Source organism: Paenarthrobacter sp. NCHU4564 (genome assembly GCF_052156435.1).
Classification (GTDB): domain Bacteria; phylum Actinomycetota; class Actinomycetes; order Actinomycetales; family Micrococcaceae; genus Arthrobacter.
In genome coordinates this window covers 90,169-115,020 of record NZ_JBQLIS010000009.1, presented here as the reverse complement: position 1 = coordinate 115,020, position 24,852 = coordinate 90,169, and the positions used below count along the sequence as shown (strand labels likewise).

The window sequence follows — 24,852 nt, the reverse complement described above, 5'->3', positions numbered from 1 at the left end:
CATGCCCAAGCATCGGAAGTAAATGTCGGTACTCGAGTCCGCACAGGCACTGGCTTTTGTGCTGTTGGTGGTATTTCTCTCCTACATCCTGGTGATCCTGGTGCCGTTCCTGCGGCGCAAGCCGGACCCCGAGGGTGACCCTTCCGCCTTCTCGTGGCATGTGTTCGTTCCGTGCCGGGACGAGGAAGTGGTGATTGGAAAAACACTGGAACTGCTCCGCGGAAAGTTTCCCGGGGCGCATGTCTGGGTGGTCGATGACGACAGCGACGACGCCACAGCCGCCTTGGTGGAGGCCGCTGCGGACCGGGACAGCATGGTCCACCTCGTCCGGCGGCGCAGGCCCCTGGCCCGCACCGGCAAGGGCGATGCGCTCAACGCCGCCTACCGGACCCTGGACCGGTGGCTGCCGCCCGGCGTCGACCGTTCCTCGGTGATCGTCCTGGTGGTCGACGCCGACGGTCACCTTGCTGACAACGCCTTCCGTCAGGCGGCCGGTCCCCTCGCCTTCGGCGACCCGGAAGTCGGCGCCGCGCAAACCGCCGTCTGGATGTCCAACCTGGACGACCCCGACCTGGTGGGAGGCAAGGGCCGGGACCGCATCAAGCGGGCCTTCGGCCGCTACCTCGTCCTGATGCAGGACATGGAGTTCCGCACCACCATCGCCGCCATGCAGTCCCTGCGCAGGCACACCCTGACGGTGGGCCTGGGAGGAAATGGACAGTTCACCCGGCTTTCCGCCTTGGACGTGATTGCCAGAACGTCCGGGCAACCGTGGCACGGCGCCCTCCTGGAGGACTACGAGCTGGCGATCCACATCATGCTGGGCGGCTACAAAACGGTCTACATGCACGACACCCATGTGGCCCAGGAAGCGCTGCCGGATGTCCGGCGACTCCTCACGCAGCGGACCCGCTGGTGCCACGGGGGGATGCAGTGCAGCACCTACCTGAAGCGGATCTTCGAATCGCCGTACTTCAGTAATGTCGGCGCCATCGAATCGAGCTACTTCCTCATCCAGCCCTTCATCCAGATCATCGGGCTGGTCCTCTGGCCCACCCTGTTTGTCACCATGGTGGCGCAAGGGTCACTGACCATGGGCAGCTTCCAGGCGTGGATCACGGAGGCCTGGTACATCATCCCCTTGATCTTTGCCACTGGCGTGCTGCCATTTGCCCTCTGGGGAGTTGTCTACCGCAGGCAGGTCACGCCGGAGAAGAACTTCCTGCTCGGTGTCGGGTGGGGCCTTGGCTATTGGATCTACATGTACCAGAACTATGTCACCGTGCTCCGGGCCACCTACCGCCTGATCACCGGGCGCCAAGGCTGGGCCAAGACCCGGCGCAACCATGAGAACGACGCCAACCTCCTAGCGAAGGAAGCCTGATGGCCACGAGCGCAGAAACCAGCGGCCCCGCACTTCCCCTTGGACCACGTGCCCTCCCCGTGCGTGGCGGACGCGGCGGGGGGATACCCGGATTATTGTTCCTGGCTGCCGCTGCCGTGGCCATGCTGCAGCAGGAAACCGTGAGGGCGGCAGAGGCCTGGCTCATGGCCGCGGTCTTCGACGGCATCCTGGGGGGCGCCTCCTACAGCGTGGACGACATCATCTTCCACAACGTCGGGGGCGGCCAGCCCTACGCGCTGATGGTCACGGGACTGTGTTCCAGCGCCGTGCTCCTGACACCCATCGCCGCTTTGGCAGGAATCCTGTTCCTGATGGGCCGCATCCCGGTGTCACGCTTGCTGCCCGCAGCCTTCCTGGCGCTGGTCATCGTGTGCATCAGCAATGCCACCAGGTATTTCATGATCGCCGCCGCGCAGCAGAGCTGGGGGCAGCAGGGATTCGACCTGATGCACCACTTCCTCGGTTCCTTCGTGGTGATTCTTGGCTTCGTGGCCGCCATCATCGTGCTGGTGCGTGCCGCCGTCGTCCGCCACGACAAGCAGGCCGGCGGGAAGGGCAAACGTGCCGCGTAACCTGTTTCGGGCCGCGGCCCTGGGGCTGGGAGTGCTGCTCGCCGGGTCCGGCTGCGGCGATGCCCGGAGCGGCGGGGCATCCGGAGCCGCGGTGGTTACTGCCTCGACGGACCAAACCGCGGTGGTGGGACTGTGCCACAGCCTGACCACGCCGGAGGAGTTCGCCTCGCCCAGTGACGGTTCGCCGGCGGTGCCCTGCACCGAGCCGCATACATCACAGACGTTCCTGACGGCCCAGGTCCCGGCGGCACTGGCCACCTACCCGGAACGCCCGTTTCCAGAGCAACTGCAGGACGCCACCGGCAATCTGTGCCCTGCCTCTGAACTCCGGAAGTACCTGGGCGGTGTGGACCGGGATGCCACCGCTGGCATGACCATCACGGCGTACTACCCGAGCCGTGCCGGATGGGCTGCCGGAGAACGGACGGTCAGGTGCGACGTCCTGCTGACCGCCCCTGACGGGAGTCCGCGGGAAAACACCATGGACTTGGAGGGTGCGCTCGCCGCGCCCGGTTCTGCCACCATCCGGTTGTGCTATGCGCAGGACATCAAGGACGGGGTGCTTGCTACGGAAGGCACGGACACCACCTGTTCCGAGCCCCACACCACGGAGGATGTCAGCGCCTGGTTCGGTCAGGACGCGTCCCTGGTGGGCAGGGAAGCCCAAGTGCAACGGTGCCTGCCGTTCGTCCTGGAGTTCCTCAAGGTGGATACTCTGCCGGAGAACGTGGAAGTGCGGCCCATCGTCAGGATCGACGGCGGTGCACGCGCGGTCCGCTGCGGCGTGGCACCCCGCCAGGAAGTACCCGCGCCGTGGACGGGAACGTTGGCCCCGGTCGGAGGTGTCACCAATGGTTGAGGCAAGGACTGAAGAACAAAGCAGCGGAACGGGAGAATTCGCGCCCTTGAGGGTACGTCCCGCCAGGGGAACATCACCGGGCCCCGTGCGGCGGATTGCCCGCTTCCTTGCCCGCTTGCTGGGCCCCGGTGACCTGGGCAGCCGGCCGGCGCTGCTCCCGGCGATCCTTGCAGGTCTGGTGGCAGCCGTGGCCATGGTGGTGCGGCTGTTCGTGCCTTCGCCCTCGGGCATGGCCGATCAAGGCGACGGCCACGGCCTGGCGTGCTCCCTGGGCGTCACCAATGTCCGCCCGTGGGACTATTCCGATTTCACCCGGTACATCTACCCCCGCTGGGTCCCGCACGAATTCTTTGGGGAAGCATGCGGTGCCAGCGGAAGCGGCGAGCCGGTGATGTCCTCGCAGCTTGTGCTCCTGTGGCTCGGCAAGCTGCTCACTCCGCTCCTTGGCTGGGGTCCGGGCCTTGATATGCGGGCCGTGGGCCTGGTGGGCTGTGTGGTGTTCGGCGCGCTGATCGCCGCCCTGGTCCTGGTACTGCCGGGCCGCACCAGCTTCCGGCTCCTGGTGGCCGGGCTGGTTGTCGCCGTGATGGCAGACGGGGTGTTTGCTGCATTCTTTATTTCGCCGTATCCGGAACCTGCCGCTTTCCTGGGGATCCTGGGTTTGGCCGTGGCTTTGCTGCACTACTGGAATGGCCGGAGAGTCCGCTGGGTGGCCGTGGCAGGGGTGGTGGTGGCCGGGGCCTTCCTGGTCTCCGCGAAACCCTCCATGGTGTCCTGGCTTCCTGTGCTGGTTCTGGCGCTGCTGTGGGTGCCTGCCGGGCGGAGTAGGGGTGCAACGCGTACCAGGAACCCGGGACAACAGGGGTGGTGGCGCCGCAGGCCCCTGCCGCTCGTGGCGGTGGTGGCCTTGGTGGGCGTCTCCGCGGCCGTGGTCGCTGCCCAACCCGGGCGGACGGCTGACCTGAACCTCTACAATGCCGTTTTCGCCGAGTTGCTGCCCCACTCTGTCACGCCGGAGGAAGACCTTGCCTGGCTGGGCCTGGACGAAAGCTTCGCCACTGCCAGCGGAACCACGGCAGCGTCCGCGGGTTCAGCAGTCACCAACCCGGACTTCCACCAGTTCAGGGAACAGGTGACACCGCTGAAGCTGGCCGGCTTTTACGCGACCCACCCTGAACGCCTGATTGGCATGGGGGAGCGGGGAATCTCCGCGATGCTCTCACCCGAACTGCGCTACGTAGGCTCCTTCATGGAGGACTCCGGGGAGGAACCGTTTGCCAAGGACCGGCGCTTCCCGGTGATGCTGGGGCTCCTGACGGCAATGAAGGCGGCGCCGGTGGTCCTCGTGGCCATGCAACTGCTGACCATGCTCCTGGGCCTGGCCGTTGCTTTCCGTCGAGGCGCTGCGATCGGGCGCCTGGCGGTAGTCATGGTAGCCGGGGGATGGCTCCATTTCTGGGTGGTGGTGCTGGGTTCCGGACAACCGGAGATCTACCGCCAGCTGATCGTGACGGCATTCCTGGCGGCACTCTGCGTGCCTCTGCTGGTTGCGCTCATCAGCATCCTTGCCTCCGATCGCGGGTCAAGTGATCCAGCCGTCGAGATGTAGCTGTTTGCGCATGCTGATCACATTGCCGACCTTGATTCCCGCCGCAGCGTAGCGCTGGCGGATGCGGTGCAGGTGGGCTTTGACGGTCTGTTCGCTGATGTCCAGGGCGTCCGCAACCCCGCGGACGGACAGGGCGTCGGCGCCAAGGTACAGCTGGGCAAGACGCTGTTCACGAGGTGACAACTTGACCCGCTGCGGAGGGGTGTCCAGGATGACTCCGGCGGCCTCCGGGTGGAGATACTGCTGCCCATCCACTGCCGCCCTGATGGCTTCTTCGATGGTTACCGGGCCTGCGGATTTGGGGACGTAGGCGTGGGCTCCGGCCGCCATGGCGGCCCCCGCTTCCCAACCGTCTGCGGTTGCCGCGAGGACCACCACGCGGAAGCCTGCGGCTATCAGCCATTGCACGGCAGGAATCAACTCCGAGTGGTGGTCAAGAGTGCCAAGGATGGCAACGGCCGCCCCCTTTCCGGCAGGCAACCATTCGGGGGGCTGCACGGCAGCCGGGTCCTGGGCAAGGGGGACTGCCCGCCACCCGTCCTCCACCACGAGGTCGGGGGCGTTGGCCTGCAGCCAGGCATCCAGGGTGTCGATGATCAGTTGATGCTGGTCGACCACCAGCACACGGGCCGATGTCATGCTTCTGCCTCAATCCTGATGGTGATGCTGGCACCGCCAGGGGTGGACAGGACCCGGGGCACGCCCAGGGCTTCGATCTCGCTCCACAAAGCGGGCGTGCAGCGGCTGGGCCGGAGTCCGGCCACGTTCCAGGTGACCTGCACGGTCCGTTCCAGATGCGGTTCGACGAAGATGTGGAGCTGCCGGGAGAGTTCTTCGCCGGCGGCGTCACGGTCCACCGGAGCCGCAAGCAACATGGTAACTGCCAGGATCCGTGGCCTTGACGCGTGCGGAATCCGTGCCACCACGTCAGGTTGTGCCACCACGGCCACCACGGCGTCCATGTCCGACAAAGCCAGGGACTCGGTCAACCAGTCCTTGCTACCGGCCACCAGCAGCCGGGCCCTCAACTGTCCGGCCAACCGCTGGGCGTGCTGCGACAGCTCCGGAGCCAAGGGAACGGAGGGGGCCGCCGCCACCTGCGCGTAAAGGTCCTGGATCTGGCGGTGGAGCAGGGCAAGATCGTCCCCGGTGCCCGGACCGCCTTGGCCGTCACCGGCTTCCGCCCCCTCAAGGTGGGCGCATTCCGTCGTGTCCGCGTCTGTCAGGTACCTGCGCAGGACCACCACGGCGGCGGCCCCCAGCAGGCCCGGCATCAGGGACAGGAAGAAGATCAGGGCTCCCTCGCCTGACCCGAACCGCGGTGTCAGGGAGTAGTAGAAACCACTGAGCACTGCGTTGAGAACCACCAGGAGCAAAAACCCCGGCAGGTCCCAGCGCATGGCCACCAGGAACACCATTGACGTCCCCAGCAACACGTTGAAGGTCAGGGCCGAATACCCGGACGTAGGCGTCACGAGTGAAGCGGTCATGACACCAGAGACCACGGAGGATCCCAGCCACAGCAGACGCAGGTACGGAAGGGTACGACGCCGTGTCCGGGGGTCGGAGGCCAAAAGGGCCATGGCCAAACCCAGCAAATCGAACGTCAGCGCGCCCAGGCGGGCGTGGTCGGCCGGGCTCCCGTCCACGGAACTGGCGGTGGCAACGAAGGACAGTATCCAGGTGGCCAAGGCAGTGACCACCAGGATGGACCGGGAAATGAACAAGGGCCCTGCCGCGGCGGAGACCAGGAGCGGGGACCTCAAGGAACCTCCGCATCAAGGACCACAGTGGTTCCCCGTCCCGGGCTGGACATCACCCTGGCCGCCCCTCCGGCGTCGCGCATGCGCTCCACCACCGAATGCCGGACGCCCAGCCGGTCCGCCGGAATCGCGCCCGGATCAAACCCCGTCCCGGAATCGCTGATGACCACGCAGACCCTTGACCCGGTACGGGACAGCAAAACATCCACGCGTTCAGTGCCCGAGTGCCGGACCGCGTTCACCACGCATTCGTCGGCGGCATCACAAATCGCTGCGGCCAAGCCCTCCGGCAACGTCCCGGCCTCGCCGAAGACCTCCACGGTACAACCGTTTCCGCTCCGGCGTTCCGCCATGCGCTCCAGCATCCCCGCTGCGTCTGCCCCGTTGGAGCCAACCACGACGGCGGACGGAGCCACCGTTTTTCCGTCGCCCTGGGCGTCACCCGCCTCGCGCGGCGATGCGCTGCCGGTGGCAGCGGAGCCCGGGCTGCCGCCGTCGTACGCTGATGCGGAAACCAGCTCCCGCAGTTCGTCCGGGGTGGCACCCTCGCCGCCCCGTCCAATAACGGCCAGCGTCCGCAGGACGGTGTCATGCAGCGTCCGTGCGTCCTGCTGCCGCGCACTCATGCGTTGATGGGCCGCAGCCTGGGCCTCCAGCGACTTCCGGCGGACATCCTGGTCCCGCCGGTACTGCGCCAAGGCCGGGGGAACCGCCCAGCGGATCGCCAACATGATGGACCAGGCCGCCAGAAGCGTCAGGACAGTAGTAGGGCCCAGCCCGTGGACCAAGGACGTAGCCACCGTATGGCCGAACACCATGGCACCCAGCAAGGCAGTGAAGGCCGCGGACTGCCACGAACCGCGCAAAGACAGCACCACCGAAGCGCTCGCAGCCATCAGCATGGAGTGCGCAACCAACAAGGACTCGGAGTCCAGGCGGAAGTCCACGCCGGCAGCGAGTTCCGAGAGCGGGATAAGGCTGAACACGATGATCAGGCGCAACGGCCAGGCATCCGTCTTCAACATGGCTGCCAGGCACACGAACACCACAGCCACGAGCACTGTCGCCGCCACGCGGTGCCACACGGGCCCGCCCACGGCCGGCCGCAAGTACAGCCACGCACCCGCGACGAAAGAGAAACTGATGACAGCACCAGCGCGGGCCAACAGGCCCGAATGATCCACGTCCAACCGCCGTATGGCGGCCCCGCCCAACCATGCCCCCATGAATGTTCCCCCCGAAACGTGTCGCTTAAACTGATGACGACCTAGCCACATCATAAAAGGGGGAGGGAAGGTTTGACGCGATACCCGCTGTCCCGGCCCACCATCGAGGTGGACATTGTGGAAGACCACGCCGTGCTGCGCGAGGGCCTGGCCGAGTGGCTCCAAACGAATTCTTCCGGGATCCAGGTGGTGGGGCGGTTTGCTTCCTGGGCCGAAGCTGCGGCAAACATCGGCGCGCTGTCCGACGTCGTCATCCTCGATGTCCTGCTGGGAGACCAGGTGCCCCTGCGCGCCAAGATCCAGGCGATCATCTCGGCCGGCCCCCAGGTGGTGGTCTGCAGCTCCATCCTTGAACCGGCGGTCATGAGGCAGGCGATGTCCGCCGGTGCGCTGGCCTACATCCCCAAGACCGCACCCGCCGACGTGGTGGAGATGGCGGTGCGGAACGCAGCCAAGGGGCTGCCGTGCATCACGGACGAGGTGGCCGCCGCCATCGCGGACGGACAGGCCGGGCCCCAGCTCTCCGCACGGGAACACCAGGTGGTGTCCGTCTACCTCGGCGGCGTGGCGGCCACCATGGCTGACACGGCACGGATGCTGGGCATCTCGGTGGACGGGGTGAAGAAACACCTGGCGTCCGTGCGCCGGAAGTTCCAGGAGGACCAGGAACCACTGACCCGCCTGGCACTGCGGGAGCGGCTGGTGGCCGGAGGATGGCTGCTCAACGACCCCGATCAATGAGTGTCGCACCCACCGCCTAGACTGGTAGGCACCATGGATATGTTGTTCGATCCCTATGCCGACGGCCCCTTCAACGCTGGCTCCAGAGCCGCAGCCAAAGCTGCCCCGGAGCTTTCGCACGCCGGAAGCGGCGGCTCCCGCACCTCCGTTGGGGGCGCAAACGCCGGGACCGGGGACGGCACGGCACCCAACAGTTGGTCCGGGGAGGGCCATTCCGGACTACCCGGTGCGGATGCCCTGCTGCAGGGCCTGAACCCGCAGCAGGAAGAGGCCGTCAAGCACGCGGGCAGCCCCTTGCTGATCGTGGCCGGTGCAGGCTCCGGTAAGACCCGTGTGCTCAGTAACCGGATCGCCTACCTGATTGCCACCAAGCGGGCCCACCACGGCGAGATCCTCGCCATCACCTTCACCAACAAAGCCGCCGCTGAGATGCGGGAGCGCATCGAGGCCCTGGTGGGCGGCCGTGCCAAAGCCATGTGGATCTCCACGTTCCACTCCTCCTGCGTCCGTATCCTGCGCCGGGAAGCGGCCAATGTCGGGCTGAATTCCAACTTCTCCATCTACGACTCCGCCGATTCACTGCGGCTCATCACGCTGGTGGCCAAGAACCTGGACCTGGATCCCAAGAAGTTCCCGCCCAAGTCCATCCAGCACAAGATCTCGGCGCTGAAGAACGAGCTCGTGGATGACGACTCCTTCGCGTCCGGAGCCAACTACAACGATCCTTTCGAGACCGCCGTGGCAGAGGTCTACAAGGGCTACACGCAACGGCTGCGCCAGGCCAACGCCATGGACTTTGACGACCTCATTGCGCAGACCGTCTTCATGTTCCGAGCCTTCCCCGCGCTCGCAGAGTCCTACCGCCGCCGGTTCCGGCACGTCCTGGTGGACGAATACCAGGACACCAACCATGCCCAGTACGCGCTGGTCAGGGAGATCGTGGGCCTGAGCGCTGAGGGTGGCGTGGAGCCGAGCGAACTGACGGTGGTAGGCGACTCCGACCAATCCATCTACGCCTTCCGCGGCGCAGACATCCGCAACATTGTGGAGTTCGAGCACGACTACCCGAGCGCCCGCACCATCAAACTGGAACAGAATTATCGTTCCACGCAGAACATCCTCAGCGCAGCCAACTCCGTCATCTCCCGCAATCCCAACCGCCAGGAGAAGCGGCTCTGGACGGCTGAAGGGGACGGCGAGAAAATCGTTGGCTACGTGGGCGAGAACGAACACGACGAAGCCCAGTTCATCGCCAAGGAAATCGACCGCCTCCAGGATGAGGAAGGCCTGCGTCCAGGCGACGTCGCCATCTTCTACCGCACCAACGCGCAGTCCCGGTCCATCGAAGATGTTCTGGTGCGTGTGGGCCTGCCGTACAAGGTGGTCGGTGGAACACGCTTCTACGAACGCAAGGAAATCAAGGACGCCCTGGCCTACCTTCGGGTACTGGTCAACCCGGATGACGACGTCAATCTCCGCAGGGTGCTCAACGAACCCAAGCGCGGTATCGGCGACCGTGCCGAAGGCGCCCTGGCCGCCCTCGCGGAACGGGACCGGACGTCGTTCATGGCGGCCGCCCGCCGCGCAGACCAAGCGCCGGGCATGGCCACCCGTTCGGTCAACGCCGTACAAGGGTTCGTGAAACTGCTGGACGACCTCGCCGAGGTAGCCGCGGGCTCGGGTCCTGCCGCTGCGTTGGAAGCCGTCCTTGAGCAGACGGGCTACCTGGCCGGGCTGCGTGCCAGCAACGACCCCCAGGACGAGTCCCGCGTGGAGAACCTTGCTGAACTCGTGGCCGTTGTCCGTGAATACGAACGCGACAACCCGGAGGGATCGCTCGGTGAATTCCTGGAGCAGGTCTCCCTGGTGGCAGACGCCGACCAGATCCCGGACGCTCCGGGAGCGGACATCGATGCCGCCGTCGCGGAAGCCAAGCGCCTGGGCGTTGTTACCCTGATGACGCTGCACACGGCCAAGGGCCTGGAGTTCCCGGTGGTGTTCCTGACAGGCATGGAACACGGGATCTTCCCGCACCAGCGCTCTGCCACCGATCCCAAGGAACTTGCCGAGGAGCGCCGCCTTGCCTACGTCGGCCTGACCCGGGCCAGGAAGCGCCTCTACGTGACGCGGTCCGAGGTCCGCAACATGTGGGGTCAGAGCCAGTACAACCCGGCCAGCCAGTTCCTGGAAGAGATCCCTTCGGAACTCGTGGACTGGAAGCGCGAGGGCATGAGCCGCCAGGCCGGGGGATGGGGCAGTGCGCCCATCGGTTCCAACCGCTACGGCGGGTCCTTCTGGGGTGCCGGCACCTCCCGCGGGGCGGCTGCCAGCCCCACCGCAGGGTTCGACGCCGACGTGCCTGCCGCCGTCGCGCGCAACCGTGTCCAGCCGCAGAAGGAAGTCATTGCGGTGGCGGCGGGGGACAAAGTCAACCACACCAGCTTTGGCAACGGGGTGGTACTCGGTGTTGAAGGCGCGGGAGACAAGACGGTCGCCAAGGTGAAGTTCGACGTCGGCGAGAAGCGCCTGCTGTTGCGCTACGCGCCGCTCACCAAACTGGACGCCTGAAGACCCACGGCATAATTGAACCCATGCGACAGACTGTATTGGGGATTCTTGCCGCCTTGCTCCTGGTGGTCAGCACAGCCTGTTCGTTCTCGGCCAAGGACCCCCACTACGTGCCGCCGGACCCGCTGCCGCCGCTCGAGCAGCTGACCCAGGTACCGGTCACGGAACAGACCACGTTGTCCGCGGGGGAAGATGTCACCGCTTTCATTACGGCCGACCGGAACGTGGTGTGCGCCATGACCTCATCCAGGGGTGGGCACCTGAACGTCCCCTACCTGCCCAACACGTACTCGGACGCGGCCAACAATAAGTTCCCTGTGGTGCCCGTGGTCCATTGCGAACTCGCCAAGTACGGCAAGCCCGCGCCGGAGGACTTCAGTGACGACTGCGCAGGGACCGGCCTCGGCTATCTGGGCGGGACCGTCCTCCTGACGCCGGACAAGGCAGTCTATGGATCGTGTCGGTCCGGCGTAACACAGATGGAATCGGAATTTGGGCCCAAGGGCACCAAGGACGGTCCGATCTCCAAGCTGCGTGAACTGGGGGAGGGGCAGAACATTGAACGCAATGGACTGCGCTGTTCGGCCTACAACGGCGGCGTCGCCTGCGGGAATGTTTCCGGCGGGGTGGCGTTCTTCGTCAGCCGTGAGGGCTACCAGTTGATTTCCGACGGCGGCAAGACAGTCCGCGGAACCCTGGGCTAGAGCTCCTGGACACCTGGCCGGGGGCGAAAACCCGCGATATCGCGCGGATTTTCTACGTCCGATAGAAGTGTAAGCTTACTCACTTAACCGGTAGTGTGGGGCTGGCGGGACTCCTCAAAGGGCTAAAGTTCCGAGAGGACCTTACGCAATGTGACCGGCTTAAATCCTGGTTGTGACCGCGTACTTTCCGCAGCTGGCTATCGCGGTCATCGCGGTTCCCGGCTGAACAGAAAACTACTTCGACGTAGAAGGACACTAAACCGTGGACCTGTTTGAATATCAGGCGCGCGATATGTTCGAGGCGCACGGTGTACCCGTGCTCGCCGGCATCGTGGCGCACACTCCTGAAGAAGCGAAGGCAGCTGCTGAGAAGATCGGCGGCGTTACTGTCGTCAAGGCACAGGTTAAGGTCGGTGGCCGCGGCAAGGCCGGCGGCGTCAAGGTTGCCAAGTCCGCTGACGAGGCGCTTGAGCACTCCACCAACATCCTGGGCATGGACATCAAGGGCCACACCGTCAACAAGGTGATGATCGCCCAGGGTGCGGACATTGCCGAGGAATTCTACTTCTCCATCCTTCTTGACCGTGCAAACCGCAACTACCTGGCCATGTGCTCGGTCGAGGGTGGCATGGAAATCGAGCAGCTGGCTGTCGAGCGCCCCGAGGCCCTCGCCAAGATCGCCATCGACCCGGCCGTCGGAATCGACCAGGCCAAGGCTGACGAAATCGTTGCGGCTGCAGGCTTCGCCGAAGAACTGCGCGGCAAGGTTGCGGACGTCATCCTGAAGCTCTGGGACGTTTTCAAGAAGGAAGACGCAACCCTGGTCGAGGTGAACCCGCTGGTCCGTACCGGTGCCGGCGACATCGTTGCCTTGGACGGCAAGGTTACCCTGGACGAGAACGCAGATTTCCGCCACGTGCACCACGCAGCACTGGAGGACAAGGACGCAGCAGATCCGCTTGAGGCCAAGGCAAAGGCGCAGGACCTCAACTACGTGAAGCTGGATGGCGAAGTAGGCATCATCGGCAATGGCGCCGGTCTCGTGATGTCCACCCTCGACGTCGTTGCCTACGCCGGCGAGAACCACGGCAACGTGAAGCCCGCCAACTTCCTGGACATTGGTGGTGGAGCTTCTGCCGAGGTCATGGCCAACGGCCTGGACGTTATCCTGGGTGACTCCCAGGTCAAGAGCGTCTTTGTCAACGTCTTCGGTGGCATCACCGCCTGTGACGCCGTGGCCAAGGGCATCGTTGGTGCACTGGCTGAGCTCGGTTCCTCGGCGAACAAGCCGCTGGTTGTTCGCCTCGACGGCAACAACGTCGAAGAGGGCCGCCGCATCCTGACCGAGGCCAACCACCCGCTGGTTACCCTGGCCGCCACCATGGACGAGGGCGCCGACAAGGCCGCCGAGCTCGCCAACGCAGCTAAGTAAAGGGACGCGACAATGTCTATCTACCTCAACAAGGACTCCAAGGTCATCGTCCAGGGCATCACCGGCGGCGAGGGCACCAAGCACACCGCGCTGATGCTCAAGGCCGGCACCAACATTGTCGGTGGCGTCAACGCACGCAAGGCCGGCACCACGGTCCTGCACGGTGACAAGGAAATCAACGTCTTCGGCACCGTCAAGGAAGCCATCGCCGAAACCGGCGCGGACGTCTCCATCGTCTTCGTTCCGCCGGCATTCACCAAGGACGCCGTGGTTGAAGCCATCGAAGCCGAAATCGGCCTCGTCGTGGTCATCACCGAAGGCGTTCCGGTTCAGGACTCCGCCGAGTTCTGGGCACTCGCCCAGTCCAAGGTGGACGCTGACGGCAAGCAGATCACCCGGATCATCGGACCGAACTGCCCCGGCATCATCACCCCCGGCGAGGCCCTGGTTGGCATCACCCCGGCGAACATCACAGGCAAGGGCCCCATCGGCTTGGTTTCCAAGTCCGGTACCTTGACCTACCAGATGATGTACGAACTCCGCGACCTCGGCTTCTCCACCGCGATCGGCATCGGCGGTGACCCGATCATCGGCACCACCCACATCGACGCCCTGGCCGCGTTCGAAGCCGACCCGGAGACCAAGGCCATCGTCATGATCGGCGAAATCGGTGGCGACGCTGAAGAGCGCGCAGCCGACTTCATCAAGGCCAACGTCACCAAGCCCGTTGTGGGCTACGTGGCAGGCTTCACGGCTCCCGAAGGCAAGACCATGGGCCACGCAGGCGCCATCGTTTCCGGTTCCGCCGGAACCGCGCAGGCCAAGAAGGAAGCCCTCGAGGCAGCAGGCGTGAAGGTCGGCAAGACGCCGTCCGAGACCGCCAAGCTCCTGCGCGAGGTTTACGCAGCGCTCTAGTCTCCACGGCTGACCCCCGACGGCGGCCCGTCACCTTTCGAATGGAAGGTGGCGGGCCGCCGTCGTACTTTAAGCCCCGTTGTGGGGAGCAAAGTCCCGGCGGTGCTTCCGGCGGGACTTTGCTGTACCCAGAATCCTCCAAGTTTGTTAGTATGTTAGGACAAACTATTTCGAAGGGATCCACAATGCCTCTCGTTCGCATCGACGTCAACCAGGGCCGCTCGCCCGAGGAGCTCGCCCGTCTCAGTCGCGCCATCCATGACGCCATCCTGCAGGAGTATGGAATTCCCGACCGGGACTACTTCCACATCCTGACCGAGCATCCGCAGGGGCACATCATTGCCCAGGATGCAGGGCTTGGATTCGAGCGCAGTTCCGGGGTGGTGATGATCCAGATCTTCACCCAGGGGGGTCGCAGCCAGGTGGCCAAGAGTTCGCTGTTCGAAGCTCTTGCGGCCAATCTGGCAGAGGTCGGCGTGGCCGGCGAGGACGTGTTTGTCGGATACGTCGAAAATACGGCGGGGGATTGGTCCTTCGGCTTTGGCCGCAGCCAGTATGTCACCGGAGAGCTGGCTGTTCCTGCCAAATAGCAAGTGCTGTGTCATGTTGTAAATATGTCAGTACAAACCTTTGACAGGACATTGATTCTGGTGCACAGTAGTCATGTGGCCCCGCTCACTGAGGGGTAGCAAGGCATTGGGGCCCAGCGCTCAAAGGTTCAGAGTTCACAAGAGAAAGGTCCACGAGTACCGTGACCCACGAACTGCTCACGATCGGGCGCATCAGCGTTGATATCTACCCGAACGACATCGGCGTCGGACTGGAGGATGTGACGTCCTTCGGCAAGTACCTTGGAGGCTCGCCGTCCAACGTGGCCGTCGCAGCCGCCCGCCACGGCCGCCGCACAGGCGTGATCACTCGCACGGGCGATGATCCTTTCGGTAGTTTCCTGCACCGCGAACTGCGCAAGTTCAACGTGGACGACTCCTTCGTCTCGCCGGCGCCGGGCCAGACGCCGGCCACGTTCTGTGCTATCAAGCCGGCTACCGATGAGTTCCCGCTTTACTTCTACGGCCGTTTCCCCACGGCCCCGGACCTGCAGATCAAGGCCGAAGAGCTGGACCTGGACGCCATCCGCGAGGCCGGAATCTTCTGGTCCACCGTGACGGGCCTGTGCCAGGAGCCCTCCCGCGCCGCACACCTTGCCGCGCATGAGGCCCGTCCGCGGACCAGCTTGAAGGATGGCCAGTTCACCATTCTGGACCTGGACTACCGGCCGATGTTCTGGGCCTCCGAAGAGGAAGCCCGCGCCGAGGTCGCCAAGATCCTTCCGCACGTCACGGTCGCGATCGGTAACGACAAGGAGTGCTCCGTGGCGGTAGGGGAGGGCACTCCTGATGAGCAGGCGGACCGCCTCCTGGCCGCCGGCGTCGAGATCGCGGTCGTGAAGCTGGGCGCTGAAGGCGTCATGGCGAAGACCCGCACCGAACGCGTGGTGTCTGCGCCGGTCCCCGTTGAGACCGTCAACGGCCTCGGCGCCGGCGACTCCTTCGGTGGGGCGTTCTGCCATGGCCTGCTGTCCGGGTGGCCGCTCTCGGAGGTCCTCGATTACGCGAATGCCTCGGGTGCGATTGTCGCCTCCCGCCTTTCCTGCGCGGATGCCATGCCGACGCCGGATGAGGTCACCTCGCTGCTGGCCGAACGCGGCCGCCCCATCCCCGGCGCATCCGCCGCACTCGCAGAAGGAGCCGTGCGTTGAGCATCAATGATGACCCCCGCCGTTACGAACACTTGAGCCGCTTACGGCTGGAGGACCCGGAGGCCGTGGCACGCGCAGCTGCCACCCGCCGTCGTCATCCCGGCCTGAAGCACGGCGTGCAGAACTTCATCGTCGCCGCCGACCATCCAGCCCGGGGAGCCCTCGCAGTTGGTACCGATCCGATGGCCATGGCAGACCGGCGCGACCTGCTGGACCGTCTGCAGATCGCCTTGGCCAACCCCGCCGTTGACGGCATCCTGGCCTCGCCGGACATCATGGACGACCTCCTGCTCCTCGGTGCCCTCGAGGGAAAACTGGTCTTCGGTTCGATGAACCGTGGCGGCCTTGCTGGCCTGGTGAACGAGTTCGATGACCGCTTCACCGGTCATACTGCGGCGGCTTTGCAGGCGCTCGGTGCCGATGGCGGCAAGATGCTCACCCGGATTTGTTTGGGCGACCCGGACACGGTGGCCACCCTTGAAGCCACCGCGAAGGCGATTGACTCCTTGGCTGAGCGGAAGCTCATCGCCATGGTGGAGCCTTTCCTGTCTGTTCGCGACGCCCACGGGAAGGTGCGCAACGACCTCCGCGCCGACGCCGTGATCAAGTCCGTCGGTATTGCCGAAGGCCTCGGTTCCACCAGCGCCTACACCTGGATGAAGTTGCCGGTGGTCGCCGGGATGGAGCGCGTCATGGCCTCCACCACGCTGCCCACGGTGCTGCTGGGCGGTGACCCTGACGGTAGCCCCGATGAAGTATTCGCTTCGTGGCAGGCAGCCCTCGCCCTTCCGGGCGTGCAGGGCCTCACCGTCGGACGCACCCTGCTGTACCCGCACGACGGCGACGTCGCAGGGGCCGTGGCAACGGCCGCTTCGCTGCTGAACAACAGTTCGCCCGCTGTCGCCGAGGCTGCAGGGCACACCTCGTCAGACCGTATTCCCGTGAAAGTATCGGAGTAGAGACCAGTGGGAGCAACCCGTCGGATGACCGTGGCGCAGGCCGTGGTCGAGTTCTTGTCCAAGCAGTACACCGTGGACTCTGTTGCCGGTGTGGAGTTCCATGAGCGCCTGATTCCGGGCACGTTCGGTATTTTCGGGCACGGCAACGTGGCCGGTGTGGGCCAGGCGTTGAAGCAGTACCAGGCCGCGGACCCGACCATCATGCCGTACTACCAGGGCCGGAACGAGCAGGCCCAGGTGCATCAGGCAGTGGGGTACGCACGCCACACGCGCCGCCGGCAGACGTTCGCGATCAGCACCTCGATCGGCCCGGGTTCCTCGAACCTGCTCACGGGTGCGGCGCTGGCCACCACCAACCGCCTGCCGGTGTTGTTGCTTCCCAGCGATACGTTCGCGACGCGCGCCGCCGACCCCGTGTTGCAGCAGCTGGAGTTGCCGTACGCATATGACATCACGGTCAACGATGCCTTCCGTCCGCTGTCCAAATTCTTTGACCGGGTGTCCCGGCCGGAGCAGTTGTTCTCCGCCTTCCACCACGGCCTGCGGGTGTTGACGGACCCGGCCGAGACCGGTGCGGTGACCATTTCGCTGCCGCAGGATGTCCAGGCTGAGGCGTTCGAGGTGCCCGAGGAGTTCCTGGCCGAGCGGGAGTGGCGCATCCGACGCCCGGAGGCCGAGGACGATGACATCCGCCGCGCCGTCGAAGCCATCCGTGCAGCAAAGCGCCCGCTGATCATCGCCGGCGGCGGCGTGCTCTACGCCTACGCGAACGACGAACTCGCGAAGTTCGCCGAGCTGACCGGCATCCCGGTAGGAAACACGCAGGCCGGTGTTGGGGTGCTGCCGTGGGATGCTCCGCAGTCGCTCGGTGCCATTGGTTCAACCGGTACGACGGCGGCGAACGCCATCGCTGCCGAGGCGGACCTGATCATCGGCATCGGCACCCGCTACGAAGACTTCACCACCGCGTCCCGGACCGCGTTCCAGAACCCGGACGTGAAGTTCGTGAACATCAACGTCGCGGCAATCGATGCGTACAAGCATGGCACCCACTTGCCGATCGTTGCCGATGCCCGCAAGGCGTTGGTGAAGTTGAACCAGGCACTGGGCGGCTACCGCGTCGGCGCGGACCTGGAAGAGAAGGTCGCAGCCGAAAAGCAGCGCTGGGACGCGACAGTGGATGCCGCGTACGGGCAGGACTACGCACCGTTGGTCAGCCAGAATGCGATCATCGGGGCCACGAACAAGGCCATGGACGCCCAGGACGTAGTGATCTGCGCTGCTGGTTCGTTGCCGGGTGACCTGCACAAGATGTGGCGGGTCCGGGACTCCTTCGGCTACCACGTCGAATACGCCTACTCCTGCATGGGCTACGAGATCCCCGGCGGCCTGGGCGTCAAGCGTGCTGCGCTGGCCGAAGCCGCCGCCGGTGGGGTGAACAGGGATGTGGTGGTCATGGTGGGCGACGGCTCCTACCTGATGATGCACACCGAACTGGTCACCGCCGTCGCCGAACGCATCAAGCTGATCGTGGTCCTGATCCAGAACCACGGCTATGCCTCCATTGGCTCCCTGTCCGAATCCCTCGGTTCGCAGCGCTTCGGCACCCAGTACCGGGTCCTGGACAAGGAACAGCACAGTTTCGACGCCGGCGAGCACCTGCCTATCGATCTGGCCACCAACGCCGAATCCCTCGGCGCGAAGGTCATCCGGGTCGAACCGGGCGAGAAGGTCATCGCCGAGCTCGAGCAGGCCATCCGGGACGCCAAGGCAGCTCCCGAGGAAACCGGGCCGATCGTGATCCACGTTGAGTCCGATCCTCTCCTGGACGCCCCGTCCTCGGAGTCCTGGTGGGACGTGCCCGTTTCCGCGGTCTCGGAGCTCGAGTCCACCCAACAGGCCTTCAAGACCTACACCGACCACAAGAACCGCCAGCGCAAACTGCTCGGCTGAGTTTCCCAGACAGACAAGGAAGTCCACGCATGTCGACGACGACCACTTTGACCACTATCAACCACTTCATCAACGGTGCCGAGTCTGCCGGTGAGGGTGACCGGACCCAGCCGGTTTATAACCCGGCCACGGGGCAGGTCACCGCCGAGCTGCGCCTGGCGAACGAGGCCGACCTGAACACGGTTGTTGCCGCTGCCCGCAAAGCCGCTGATTCCTGGGGTGATATTTCCCTGGCCAAGCGCACCGCGGTGTTGTTCAAGTTCCGTGAACTGGTCGCAGCGCACGTGGACGAACTCGCTGAGCTGATCACGGCCGAGCACGGCAAGGTCCTCTCCGACGCCAAGGGCGAGATCGGCCGCGGCCTGGAAGTGATCGAATTCGCCTGCGGTATTCCTTCTTTGTTGAAGGGTGATTACTCGGACCAGGTTTCCACCGGCATCGATGTGTTCTCCTTCCGCGAACCGCTCGGTGTGGTGGCCGGTATTACCCCGTTCAACTTCCCCGTCATGGTGCCGTTGTGGATGGCCCCGATGGCGATCGCCACCGGTAACGCGTTCATCCTCAAGCCCTCCGAGCGGGACCCGTCCCCGTCGCTGCTGCTGGCCAGGCTCTGGCAGGAAGCCGGCCTGCCCGATGGTGTGTTCCAGGTCCTGCACGGCGGCAAGGAAACCGTCGACGGCCTCCTGACCCACCCGGATGTGGACGGCATCAGCTTTGTCGGGTCCACCCCGATCGCCCAATACGTCCACGAAACCGCCACCAAGCACGGCAAGCGTGTCCAGGCCTTGGGTGGGGCGAAGAACCACGCGATCGTGCTCCCGGACGCTGACCTGGACAACGCCGCGGACCACCTCGCCGCTGCCGCGTTCGGCTCGGCAGGGGAGCGGTGCATGGCGATCTCGGTCGCCGTCGCGGTCGGGGACGCTGCTGATTTGTTGGTGAAGAAGGTTCAGGAGCGTGCCCTGGCCGTGAAGGTCAACAACGGCACCGAACCCGGCGCCGAAATGGGCCCGGTGATCACCCCGGCCTCCAAGGAACGTATCGTGAAGATCGTTACCGAAGCCGAGCAAGCCGGTGCTGCCATGGTGGTGGACGGCCGCGACCTGGTGGTCCCGGGCCACGAAGAAGGCTTCTGGGTCGGCCCTACCGTGATCGACCACGTCAAAACCGAAATGACCGCCTACACCGAGGAGATCTTCGGCCCCGTCCTGGTGGTGGTCCGCGTGGACACGCTCGAAGAGGGCATCAAGCTGATCAACTCCAACCCCTATGGCAACGGCACCGCGATCTTCACCTCCTCCGGCGCCGCGGCACGGAAGTTCCAGCGCTCAGTCACCGTGGGCATGATCGGTATCAACGTGCCCCTGCCCGTCCCGGTGGCCTACCACTCCTTCGGTGGCTGGAAAGCCTCCCTCTTCGGCGACAAGCACATCTACGGCCCCGAAGGCGTTTCCTTCTACACCCGCGGCAAAGTCATCACCTCCCGCTGGCCAGAAACCCACCACGCCTCCGGCGCCTCCTACAACTTCCCCTCCAACTAGCCCCACTGTGGTGGGCGGGGCGCCCCCCCCCCGCCCCCCCCCCCCCCCCCCCCGGGGGGGGCCCCCACCCAACCCCCCCCCCCCCCCACGGCCACGAAGAAAGACACCGTTGTCATGACAGACGTCGAGAACAAGCTCATCATCGGCACCGCACCCGATTCCTGGGGCGTTTGGTTTGCGGACGACCCCCAGCAGACACCGTGGGAGCGATTCCTGGACGAGGTTGCAGAGTCCGGGTACAAGTGGATCGAACTGGGCCCGTACGGCTACCTGCCGAACGACCCCACCCGACTCGCGGAAGAACTCAAGCAGCGTGACCTGAAGGTCACCGCCGGTACCGTCTTCACTGCGTTCCACCGCGGTGCCAAGCAGTACGACGAAGCCTGGGAGCCCGCCCGCAAGGTAGCGGAACTCACGGCAGCCATGGGCGGCGAGCACATCGTGGTCATTCCGGCCATGTGGCGTGACGACGTCACTGGCGAGGCCGTGGAAAACGGGGAGCTCAGCGATGAGCAGTGGGCGGATCTCTTCGCCGGCCACAACCGCATGGGCAAGGTCCTCCTGGAGGACTTCGGCCTGCACCAGCAGTTCCACTCCCACGCCGATTCGCACGTCGGTGCCCAGAAGGACATCGAGACCCTCCTCGCGGCCACGGACCCGGAGTACCTGAACCTGTGTCTGGACACCGGCCACGCCGAATACTGCGGAGCCTCCAGCCTGGAGCTCATCAAGAACTACCCGGACCGCATCGGCTACCTGCACCTGAAGCAGATCAACCCCGAGGTCCTGAAGAAGGTCAACGAAGAGAACATGACCTGGGCAGCGGCAAATCTGGCTGGCGTCATGACGGAGCCGCCGAACGGCCTGCCGGACCTCCGTGCCGTCATCGAAGCCGTTGAGGGCTTGAACCGTCCCATCTTCGGCATCGTCGAGCAGGACATGTACCCGGTAGCCTTCGATGTACCGATGCCGATCGCCAAGCGCACCCGCAACTACCTGCTCTCCTGCGGTTCCCGTACCCGGGTCCAGTAGCACCGCCAACCCACCTCACGAAGGATAGAAACAGTGACTAAGACTCTCCGCGTAGCCGTCATCGGCGCAGGCCGCATGGGTGCGGACCACATCAAGCGCCTCAGCACGCGCATCCACGGCGCTGAAGTTGCCGCCGTCGTCGACGTTGACCTGGCCCGTGCGCAAGCCGCCATCGAAGGCATCGAGGGCGCAGTGGCCCTGGCCAGTGCTGACGAGGCACTCAGCAACGGTGACGTCAACGCCGTCCTGATCGCCACGCCGGGATTCCTGCACGAGGAAATCCTGTACAAGTCGCTGGAGAGGGACTTCCCGATCCTGTGCGAGAAGCCACTGACCCCGGATGCCGAGAGCTCCTGGAAGGTTGTCCAGGCGGAGCTGGCCTTGGGCCACAAGCGCATCCAGGTCGGCTTCATGCGCCGGTTCGACGCCGAGTACTCGGCCTTGGGTTCCATCATCCGCAACAGCGAATTGGGGGAGCTGTTGATGCTGCACCACCAGCACCGGAACCCGAGCACTCCCGAGGGCTTCACCAACGAGATGCTGATCAACGACTCCGTGGTCCACGAGTTCGACGCGATCCGCTACTTTACCGGTGAGGAAATCACGTCCGTGCAGGTCCGGCTGGGCAAGCCGACGCGCAACGCGCCCAGCGGTCAGCACGATCCCCAGCAGGTCCTGATCGAAACAGAATCCGGTGTGCTGGCCGACGTCGAAATTTACGTCAATGCCAAGTTCGGCTACCAGGTGGCCACGCAGGCGTCCTTCGAAGACGGCATCGTGAGCATCGGTGGTGACAGCGGCCCGTACGTCCAGACCGCCGGTAAGTGGGGCGGCAACGTCACCCCCGGTTTCGAGGAACGTTTTGGTGCCGCGTACGACGTCGAGGTGCAGGCTTGGGTGGATGCGGCACTTCGCGGTGAAATCGGCGGACCCACGGCTTGGGATGGTTATGCCACGGCGGCGTGCTGCGAGGCTGGCGTCGAAGCGCAGAAGTCCGGCGAGAAGGTCAAAGTCCAGCTGAACACCAAGCCGGAACTGTACAAGTAAGGACCCGGGCATGAAGATCGCACTTGACCCCACCCCTTTCCACCACAGCCACAGCCTGTTGGAGTTTCCCCGCGTTGCTGCCGACCTCGGGTACAAGTACCTGCAGATGACGCCGCACGCGGACCTTATTCCCTTCTTCAACCACCCCAAGGCCGACGACGAACTGGTGGGCAAGCTCAAGGCAGCGTGCAAGGACGCCGGCGTGGAAATCGCCTCTGTCCTGCCCGTGCTTCGTTGGTCCGGACCGGACGAGGACGCCCGCGAAGCCGCGGTCCGCTACTGGAAGCGTGCCATCCAGATCGCCGTTGACCTGGGCGTGCAGACCATGAACACCGAGTTCAGCGGCCGCCCCGAGAAGGCCGAGGAATCCGAGCGGGCCTTCTACCGCTCCATGGAGGAACTCCTGCCGATCATCGAGCGCGAAGGCCTGGACGTACTGATCGACCCCCACCCGGACGACTTCGTGGAGGATGGACTGGCCGCACTGCGCGTCATCCGTGGCGTCAATTCGCCGAACATCGGCATGGTCTACGTTGCCTCGCACACGTTCCACATGGGCAACAAGCCGCTTGACATCATGCGTGCCGCCGGGGACAAGCTACGCCTGGTGCACGTCTCGGACACCATGAACCACCACGCCTCCCACGGCCTGCGGTACATCACCAACCCGCCCGGGAACGCCGTGCGTGTCCATCAGCACCTGAAGATCGGTGACGGCGATGTGAACTGGAACGAGTTCTTCGGCGGCCTCAAGGAGATCGGGTTCCTGGACAAGGAAAACACGGTGATGGTCTCTTCCGTCTTCGCCGAGGACGAGAACGCCGAGGAAGTCTCCCGCTACCAGCTCAAGACGATGACGGACTTCATCGCCCAGGCGAAGTAAGCCCAAACCACGAAAGCCCCTTTGACTCGTCGAGTCTCAGGGGCTTTCTTGGTATTTGGAATCAGGCAGTGAACGGGAGCCTGGAATCCACGTCCTGCCCTTCCCAGGTCTGGCGGATCCAGCCGTGGTGGGGATCGTCGCTGATGAGCCAGTCGCGGACGCGTCCGGGGCCGGCCATGACGTTGAGGTAGTAGAGGTCGTAGCCGGGGGCTGCCATGGCGGGGCCGTGCCAGCCGTAGGGGACCAGGACCACGTCTCCGGTGCGGACTTCGGCGGAGACGTCGATGGGTCGTTCGTCGGAGGCGTAGACGCGGGCGTAGCCGATGGCGTCGGTTTCCTGCGGGGCCGGGGAGCCTGGAGCTACGCGGGTTTCGAAGTAGTAGATTTCCTCGAGGCTGGTTTCGCCTTCTTTTTCCTCGTCGTGCTTGTGCGGAGGGTAGGAGGACCAGTTGCCGGCGGGGGTGATGACTTCGCAGACGATGAAGCGGTCCGCTTCCAGCGCGGCGGGGGTGCCGAAGTTGTGGACTTGGCGGGAGCAGTTGCCTGCACCGCGCAGTTCCACGGGCGTTTCTGCGGCGGTGACCAGCCTGGTGGGGTACGACGCTTTGGCGGGGGCGGTCGCGACCGCGACCCTGCCGCCGTCGTTCGAGCTGATGGTGAGCGCTTTGTCGATGCCGGTGTAGAGGACATCGGTGGGGCCGTGGAAAACGGACTGCCGGCCGGCGAGGCTGTACGCCTGGCCGTCGACCGTTACCGTGAAGGAGCCGCTCAGCGGCACCACGATGCGCTCTTCAGCGGCGGCGGAAAGCTCGACGGCGGCACCCGGGGCGAGCGTGGCGGCCTTCAGTCCCGTGTGGGCCCAGCCGTCGACGGCGAGGGACGAATCGGAGGTGCCGAGGGAGATGTCCCACTTGCCGTCAGTGGCGGTTCCCAGCGGGTATACCCAGTTGGCCATAAGTTAAGTCCTTGCGTTAGCGCTGTACGAGGGTCATTTCAAAGCTGTAGGAATCGGCGCGGTAGACGTGGTGTCCGGTTTCGACCATGCGTCCGGTGTCGTCCACCGCGGTGCGTTCCATGGTGACCAAGGCCGAGCCCACTTCGGTTTCGAGCAGGGGAGCCTGGTAGTCATTGGCGATCATGGCGCCGATGCGTTGCGAGGCGAGGCGGAAATTGACGCCGCCGCGCCGCAGGATGGCGTAGAGGCCTTCGCTGGCGAGCTGGGCTTCATCCATGCTGGTGATGTCGTCCCGGACCCAGTTTTCCATGAGGGCCAAGGGCTTCCCGCCCACTTTGCGGAGCCGGGTGAAGTGGTAGACCTTGGACCCGGCAGGCAGCTGGAGGGCGGTGAGCGTTGCGGCGTCGGCCTCGACGTGGGAGAAGCTGAGGACCTCGGTGGTGGGCTTTTTGCCGTTGTTGCTGAGGTCGTCGTAGAGGCTGGAGAGTTCCAGCGGCCGACGGACCTGGCTGGCTACTACCTGAGTGCCCACGCCCCGCTTGCGTACAAGCAATCCTGCCCGGACCAGTTCATCCATGGCCTTGCGCATGGTGGGCCGGGAAAGGTTCAGTTGGGCTGCCAGTTCGATCTCGTTGTCCAGCCTGCTGCCCGGTTCGAGCACGCCGCTGTGGATGGCATTTTCGATGCCTTGGACAACCTGATGGTAAAGCGGCACCGGGGACGAACGATCGATGCTGAGGCTGAGTTGGTTCGCCACGGTTTCCTCCTGGACGGCTGCGCAAGACCGGCGGGAGCAGGGTTTCGGCTCCTCTGCCGGAAGGACAGATTTGTCCGCTCATGTTCTCTTGATAGGACATACTGCCTTTTTCTGATCATAGCAGCCGGGTTTGGAGCGTCAAGGGAAGTTGCGGCCGCCCGGGCGCTTGGTG

At 64.9% G+C, this 24,852-nt stretch carries 22 protein-coding genes; 17 read left to right on the top strand and 5 right to left on the bottom strand.

The genetic code is table 11. The features are described 5' to 3' along the window. The first annotated feature begins 22 nt into the window (after positions 1-22). From ACSVIE_RS11510 to wsfD, 4 genes are read left to right on the top strand one after another with little or no spacing between them, the layout of a single operon-like run. Positions 23-1,384, top strand: a complete 1,362-nt coding sequence (locus ACSVIE_RS11510) for a glycosyltransferase family 2 protein (RefSeq protein WP_442423906.1) — start codon at positions 23-25, stop codon at positions 1,382-1,384. Further along, positions 1,384-1,977 (top strand): exosortase S, encoded by a 594-nt coding sequence (gene xrtS, locus ACSVIE_RS11505; RefSeq protein ID WP_426006201.1) that lies wholly within the window; start codon positions 1,384-1,386, stop codon positions 1,975-1,977. Before ACSVIE_RS11510 ends, xrtS begins: the two co-directional genes overlap by 1 nt. Next, complete coding sequence (locus ACSVIE_RS11500) at positions 1,967-2,836, top strand: septum formation family protein (RefSeq protein WP_426006202.1); 870 nt, start codon at positions 1,967-1,969, stop codon at positions 2,834-2,836. The genes xrtS and ACSVIE_RS11500 overlap by 11 nt, the downstream gene beginning before the upstream one ends. Next, a complete protein-coding gene (wsfD, locus tag ACSVIE_RS11495) occupies positions 2,829-4,445 on the top strand; it encodes a glycan biosynthesis hexose transferase WsfD (protein ID WP_442423905.1) in 1,617 nt (538 codons plus the stop codon). Before ACSVIE_RS11500 ends, wsfD begins: the two co-directional genes overlap by 8 nt. Here the strand turns inward: wsfD and ACSVIE_RS11490 are convergent. Genes ACSVIE_RS11490 through ACSVIE_RS11480 form a run of 3 tightly spaced genes read right to left on the bottom strand, consistent with a single transcriptional unit; the run spans position 4,419 to position 7,434 of the window. Next, complete coding sequence (locus ACSVIE_RS11490; RefSeq protein WP_442423904.1) at positions 4,419-5,084, bottom strand: LuxR C-terminal-related transcriptional regulator; 666 nt, start codon at positions 5,082-5,084, stop codon at positions 4,419-4,421. The two genes, wsfD and ACSVIE_RS11490, sit on opposite strands and share 27 nt — an antisense overlap. Then, complete coding sequence (locus tag ACSVIE_RS11485; protein ID WP_442423903.1) at positions 5,081-6,211, bottom strand: hypothetical protein; 1,131 nt, start codon at positions 6,209-6,211, stop codon at positions 5,081-5,083. The genes ACSVIE_RS11490 and ACSVIE_RS11485 overlap by 4 nt, the downstream gene beginning before the upstream one ends. After that, the gene (locus ACSVIE_RS11480) at positions 6,208-7,434 is read right to left on the bottom strand and encodes a sensor histidine kinase (RefSeq protein WP_442423902.1); all 1,227 of its coding nucleotides are present in this window, start codon (positions 7,432-7,434) and stop codon (positions 6,208-6,210) included. The genes ACSVIE_RS11485 and ACSVIE_RS11480 overlap by 4 nt, the downstream gene beginning before the upstream one ends. 72 nt (positions 7,435-7,506) lie before the next feature. Here ACSVIE_RS11480 and ACSVIE_RS11475 point away from each other — a divergent pair, with 72 nt between their 5' ends. The 13 genes from ACSVIE_RS11475 (at position 7,507) to ACSVIE_RS11415 (ending at position 22,968) form a co-directional block, all read left to right on the top strand. Continuing rightward, positions 7,507-8,175 carry a response regulator gene (locus ACSVIE_RS11475; protein WP_442423901.1) on the top strand — a complete coding sequence of 223 codons (669 nt, stop codon included), beginning with the start codon at positions 7,507-7,509 and terminating at the stop codon, positions 8,173-8,175. Between the two features lie 33 nt (positions 8,176-8,208). Beyond that, positions 8,209-10,743: a DNA helicase PcrA gene (gene pcrA, locus ACSVIE_RS11470; protein WP_442423900.1), complete on the top strand. Its 2,535-nt coding sequence runs from the start codon at positions 8,209-8,211 to the stop codon at positions 10,741-10,743. A gap of 23 nt (positions 10,744-10,766) precedes the next feature. After that, a complete protein-coding gene (locus ACSVIE_RS11465) occupies positions 10,767-11,447 on the top strand; it encodes a hypothetical protein (RefSeq protein ID WP_442423899.1) in 681 nt (226 codons plus the stop codon). A 262-nt stretch (positions 11,448-11,709) separates the two neighbouring features. Continuing rightward, positions 11,710-12,879, top strand: a complete 1,170-nt coding sequence (gene sucC, locus ACSVIE_RS11460; RefSeq protein WP_442423898.1) for an ADP-forming succinate--CoA ligase subunit beta — start codon at positions 11,710-11,712, stop codon at positions 12,877-12,879. A 12-nt stretch (positions 12,880-12,891) separates the two neighbouring features. After that, complete coding sequence (gene sucD / locus ACSVIE_RS11455) at positions 12,892-13,794, top strand: succinate--CoA ligase subunit alpha (protein ID WP_426006211.1); 903 nt, start codon at positions 12,892-12,894, stop codon at positions 13,792-13,794. A gap of 185 nt (positions 13,795-13,979) precedes the next feature. Then, positions 13,980-14,384 carry a tautomerase family protein gene (locus ACSVIE_RS11450; protein ID WP_442423897.1) on the top strand — a complete coding sequence of 135 codons (405 nt, stop codon included), beginning with the start codon at positions 13,980-13,982 and terminating at the stop codon, positions 14,382-14,384. Between the two features lie 161 nt (positions 14,385-14,545). Continuing rightward, a complete protein-coding gene (gene iolC, locus ACSVIE_RS11445; RefSeq protein WP_442423896.1) occupies positions 14,546-15,553 on the top strand; it encodes a 5-dehydro-2-deoxygluconokinase in 1,008 nt (335 codons plus the stop codon). Then, positions 15,550-16,512: a Cgl0159 family (beta/alpha)8-fold protein gene (locus ACSVIE_RS11440; RefSeq protein ID WP_426006214.1), complete on the top strand. Its 963-nt coding sequence runs from the start codon at positions 15,550-15,552 to the stop codon at positions 16,510-16,512. Before iolC ends, ACSVIE_RS11440 begins: the two co-directional genes overlap by 4 nt. A gap of 24 nt (positions 16,513-16,536) precedes the next feature. Further along, entirely contained in the window at positions 16,537-18,465 is a 1,929-nt protein-coding gene (iolD, locus tag ACSVIE_RS11435) for a 3D-(3,5/4)-trihydroxycyclohexane-1,2-dione acylhydrolase (decyclizing) (RefSeq protein ID WP_442423932.1), read from the top strand. A gap of 29 nt (positions 18,466-18,494) precedes the next feature. Beyond that, entirely contained in the window at positions 18,495-20,006 is a 1,512-nt protein-coding gene (locus tag ACSVIE_RS11430; RefSeq protein ID WP_442423895.1) for a CoA-acylating methylmalonate-semialdehyde dehydrogenase, read from the top strand. A gap of 114 nt (positions 20,007-20,120) precedes the next feature. Continuing rightward, positions 20,121-21,038 (top strand): sugar phosphate isomerase/epimerase family protein, encoded by a 918-nt coding sequence (locus ACSVIE_RS11425; RefSeq protein ID WP_442423894.1) that lies wholly within the window; start codon positions 20,121-20,123, stop codon positions 21,036-21,038. 33 nt (positions 21,039-21,071) lie between these two features. Beyond that, complete coding sequence (locus ACSVIE_RS11420; RefSeq protein ID WP_442423893.1) at positions 21,072-22,085, top strand: Gfo/Idh/MocA family protein; 1,014 nt, start codon at positions 21,072-21,074, stop codon at positions 22,083-22,085. A 10-nt stretch (positions 22,086-22,095) separates the two neighbouring features. Further along, a complete protein-coding gene (locus tag ACSVIE_RS11415) occupies positions 22,096-22,968 on the top strand; it encodes a sugar phosphate isomerase/epimerase family protein (RefSeq protein WP_426006218.1) in 873 nt (290 codons plus the stop codon). A 61-nt stretch (positions 22,969-23,029) separates the two neighbouring features. On the opposite strand, the gene iolB is transcribed toward ACSVIE_RS11415, so the two are convergent. Continuing rightward, positions 23,030-23,923, bottom strand: a complete 894-nt coding sequence (iolB, locus tag ACSVIE_RS11410; protein WP_442423892.1) for a 5-deoxy-glucuronate isomerase — start codon at positions 23,921-23,923, stop codon at positions 23,030-23,032. A 16-nt stretch (positions 23,924-23,939) separates the two neighbouring features. Beyond that, positions 23,940-24,680 carry a GntR family transcriptional regulator gene (locus ACSVIE_RS11405; protein ID WP_426006220.1) on the bottom strand — a complete coding sequence of 247 codons (741 nt, stop codon included), beginning with the start codon at positions 24,678-24,680 and terminating at the stop codon, positions 23,940-23,942. Between the last annotated feature and the right edge of the window lie 172 nt (positions 24,681-24,852).

What these genes read in the sequence shown, in the direction of transcription:
- ACSVIE_RS11430 (WP_442423895.1), top strand. Translation starts at nt 18,495, where the DNA reads ATGTCGACGACGACCACTTTGACCACTATCAACCACTTCATCAACGGT.
- iolD (WP_442423932.1), top strand. Translation starts at nt 16,537, where the DNA reads ATGACCGTGGCGCAGGCCGTGGTCGAGTTCTTGTCCAAGCAGTACACC.
- ACSVIE_RS11450 (WP_442423897.1), top strand. Translation starts at nt 13,980, where the DNA reads ATGCCTCTCGTTCGCATCGACGTCAACCAGGGCCGCTCGCCCGAGGAG.
- ACSVIE_RS11465 (WP_442423899.1), top strand. Translation starts at nt 10,767, where the DNA reads ATGCGACAGACTGTATTGGGGATTCTTGCCGCCTTGCTCCTGGTGGTC.
- pcrA (WP_442423900.1), top strand. Translation starts at nt 8,209, where the DNA reads ATGGATATGTTGTTCGATCCCTATGCCGACGGCCCCTTCAACGCTGGC.
- wsfD (WP_442423905.1), top strand. Translation starts at nt 2,829, where the DNA reads ATGGTTGAGGCAAGGACTGAAGAACAAAGCAGCGGAACGGGAGAATTC.
- ACSVIE_RS11425 (WP_442423894.1), top strand. Translation starts at nt 20,121, where the DNA reads ATGACAGACGTCGAGAACAAGCTCATCATCGGCACCGCACCCGATTCC.
- iolB (WP_442423892.1), bottom strand. Translation starts at nt 23,923, where the DNA reads ATGGCCAACTGGGTATACCCGCTGGGAACCGCCACTGACGGCAAGTGG.
- sucD (WP_426006211.1), top strand. Translation starts at nt 12,892, where the DNA reads ATGTCTATCTACCTCAACAAGGACTCCAAGGTCATCGTCCAGGGCATC.
- ACSVIE_RS11480 (WP_442423902.1), bottom strand. Translation starts at nt 7,434, where the DNA reads ATGGGGGCATGGTTGGGCGGGGCCGCCATACGGCGGTTGGACGTGGAT.
- ACSVIE_RS11490 (WP_442423904.1), bottom strand. Translation starts at nt 5,084, where the DNA reads ATGACATCGGCCCGTGTGCTGGTGGTCGACCAGCATCAACTGATCATC.
- ACSVIE_RS11510 (WP_442423906.1), top strand. Translation starts at nt 23, where the DNA reads ATGTCGGTACTCGAGTCCGCACAGGCACTGGCTTTTGTGCTGTTGGTG.
- xrtS (WP_426006201.1), top strand. Translation starts at nt 1,384, where the DNA reads ATGGCCACGAGCGCAGAAACCAGCGGCCCCGCACTTCCCCTTGGACCA.
- ACSVIE_RS11415 (WP_426006218.1), top strand. Translation starts at nt 22,096, where the DNA reads ATGAAGATCGCACTTGACCCCACCCCTTTCCACCACAGCCACAGCCTG.